The following is a 2,808-nucleotide window of genomic DNA, read 5'->3' on the forward strand; positions in this document are numbered from 1 at the left end:
GTGCCACGCGCAGCGGCTGACTCGGGCGAGGCACTGCTGTCCGTCGCGCCGGCAGCCTTGGGCCTGGCCTGCGCGGATGGTTGCGTAGATGATGCCGGAGTGCCTCGCGCGGCATCGCGCTTATGCACTGCGGCTTCCTGCTGCGCCGTCGACTCAGCCGCCGAGGCGCGCGCTTCGGCGGCATCGCGTTGCTGCGCTTTGGCGGGATCTTCGGGAGAGACGGTCGAGGCGCTGACGGGGTCGTCTGTTGACGAGCGTAGCGCCGCTTCTTCAGCCGCCACCGTGGGCTCAGGAGCTTGCGCGGGCAGGCCTTTGAGCGGCGACTGGATCGCATCCTCGTGCGAGGTGGGCAACGAAACCTGTGGGGCCGCCGGTGCGGTATCGAGCTTCGAACCCTCTGCCGGCTGGCCGGATGGGGATGGGGTGCCGGGTGTGCCGGCATTCTCTGGTTTGTTTTCGCTCATGACTGTCGGACAGGCGCCTTCCACGCGAACGAATGGATATGGATTGATTATCCGCTACCGGACGATATGCGGCAAACCTGCACACAATTGCTCACATTGTTACGCGCCCGGTACATATCCAGCGCAGGCCCAGCGAACGTTTATGGATCGGGCTGCTCGTTGAACGTGTCGCGTAACGCGATCTGCAGCGTCGCATGAATCTTGACGCACCAGCGCCACAATAGTGCCAGCAGCAGCGCGGCGCATACGAGCACCGCCGCGAGCAGTCCGGTGGGCGGAAGAATCCCGCCCGAAAGCGCCGCCACCAGCAGAAACACGCCCACCATCGAGACTACCGGCACAAGGTCGGAAATCGTGTAGCGGATCGCCCTCGTGAAGCGCCCTGCCGTAGCCGGCTGCACACTGACCTCTGCGAGCAGTAGCGCGAGTGATTTGGTTTTGCGGTAGACCGCCACCAGAAACGGCATCGACACAATCAACGCGGCGCTCCATAGCACCACACGTTGAATGGATTCGTCAGGCAGCCAGCGGTCAAGCAACACGTTCGCGTACGAAGCACCGTAGGTTGCCGCCAGAAAAATCGCCACGACCAATGCGAGATTCACTGCAATCTGCAGGACAATGCGACGCGTGATGCTAAAGAGCGTGGGCTCACCGCTTGCCGGCCGCAGGCTGGCGAGCCATTGCGCGTACATACCGAAGACGCTTGCGACCGGGCGCGGCATCGACTTGCCGAGACGCTGGGTGAGCGGATCAGCGGCGCGGATCAGGTACGGCGTAAACAGCGTAGTCAGCGCCGAGACTGCGACTGCAACCGGATACAGGAACGCGCTCGTGACCTTCAGCGTCAGCCCGAGCGAGGCGATGATGAACGAGAATTCGCCGATCTGCGACACCGTCATGCCCACCCGCATCGCGGTACGTCCATCCTTGCCGGCGAGGAAGGTGCCGAGCCCGCACGAGACAATCTTGCCGACGATCACGGCCAGCGTGATCACCGCAATCGGCCACGCATAATCGACCAGCACATGGGGATTCAGCATCAGGCCGATCGTCACGAAAAAGATTGCCGAAAACGCGTCACGCAGCGGCGCGATCAGATGTTCGATGCGGTGCAGATGGCGCGACTCGGCCATGATGGCGCCGATCAGGAATGCCCCCAGCGCAATGCTGTAGTCCAGCTTCACGACCAGCAGGCAGAAGCCGAAGCAGAAACCCAATACCGATACGAGCAGCATCTCGTCGCTGCGCGACCGAGCAACATAGTCGAGCGCGCGCGGCACTACGAGGATGCCGACCACCAGCGACACCGTCATGAAGAGCAGCAGCTTGCCGAGCGTGACGAGCGCCACGCCTGCGCTCAGCTGGCCGGTCTGCGCGATGCCCGACAACAGCACCAGCATCGCGATGGCGAGGATGTCCTCGACGATCAGAATCCCAAACACGAGTTGCGCGAAATTTTCACGTTTCAGGCCCAGTTCGGACAGGGCCTTGACGATGATGGTGGTGGACGAGATGGCAAGAATGGCGCCGAGAAAGAGAGAGTCCATCGAACTCCAGCCAAAGGCGCGGCCGATCTCGAAGCCGAGCCACAACATCAGGACGATCTCCGACAGCGCCGCGACGATCGCCGTCGCGCCCACCTGGAACAGCTTGCGCAAACTGAACTCGAGTCCGAGTGAAAACATCAGGAACACGACGCCGAGTTCACCCAGCGTCTGGATGGTCTGCTCGTCGTGAATCAACTGGAACGGCGGCGTGTACGGCCCGATGATCACGCCCGCTGCGATATAGCCCAGCACGACCGGCTGTTTCAGGCGATGGAAGAGCACAGTGACGACGCCGGCAAGCGCCATGACCACCGCGAGGTCCTGAATGAAGCCGATACCGTGGTGCATAACGCGAGAATCCTTACAAAAAGTAATCTTGAAGGATGGTAACTCACATTTGCGGCGGTCCGATTTAGCGTGCTACGCGTCCTCAGGCCGGCTCATGCCCTCCGTGGACTCGCCCCCCCCGGCGCAAAGCCTTGTTCTACAATTCGGGCGGTATGATCCTGGCCCGTTAGCCTGCTTTGGCGGGGGATCGTTTGCAGATTTTCCGGACGTCAGCGTCGCTCGCCGTGACGCCGCTCGCCCGATGCGGCGGCATGCTCGAAGCACAAGCATCAACCGCACGCCACCGCTATCGACGCGGTTCTAACCGGACCTGACCGACCATGGCCACTGACTTCAAGCCCTTCCCGCCGCTCGCCCAGCTCGCGGCCGATCTCGTCGCCGGCCGCACCACGAGCCGCAAGCTCGTCGAAGCCGCGCTCGAGCGCATCGCCGATCCGGCGGGTCAG

Annotated in this window: 1 protein-coding gene and 1 pseudogene; both read right to left on the minus strand. The window is 62.7% G+C overall.

The annotated features are described in order from the left end of the window. Nucleotides 1-464: pseudogene (locus tag WCA85_RS08090) on the minus strand (peptidase C26); the annotation flags it as partial. Between the two features lie 140 nt (nucleotides 465-604). Then, nucleotides 605-2,362 carry a cation:proton antiporter gene (locus WCA85_RS08095; protein WP_424062716.1) on the minus strand — a complete coding sequence of 586 codons (1,758 nt, stop codon included), beginning with the start codon at nucleotides 2,360-2,362 and terminating at the stop codon, nucleotides 605-607. Between the last annotated feature and the right edge of the window lie 446 nt (nucleotides 2,363-2,808).

The organism is Paraburkholderia sp., from assembly GCF_049581445.1.
Lineage (GTDB): Bacteria > Pseudomonadota > Gammaproteobacteria > Burkholderiales > Burkholderiaceae > Paraburkholderia.

What these genes read in the sequence shown, in the direction of transcription:
- WCA85_RS08095 (WP_424062716.1), bottom strand. Translation starts at nt 2,362, where the DNA reads ATGCACCACGGTATCGGCTTCATTCAGGACCTCGCGGTGGTCATGGCG.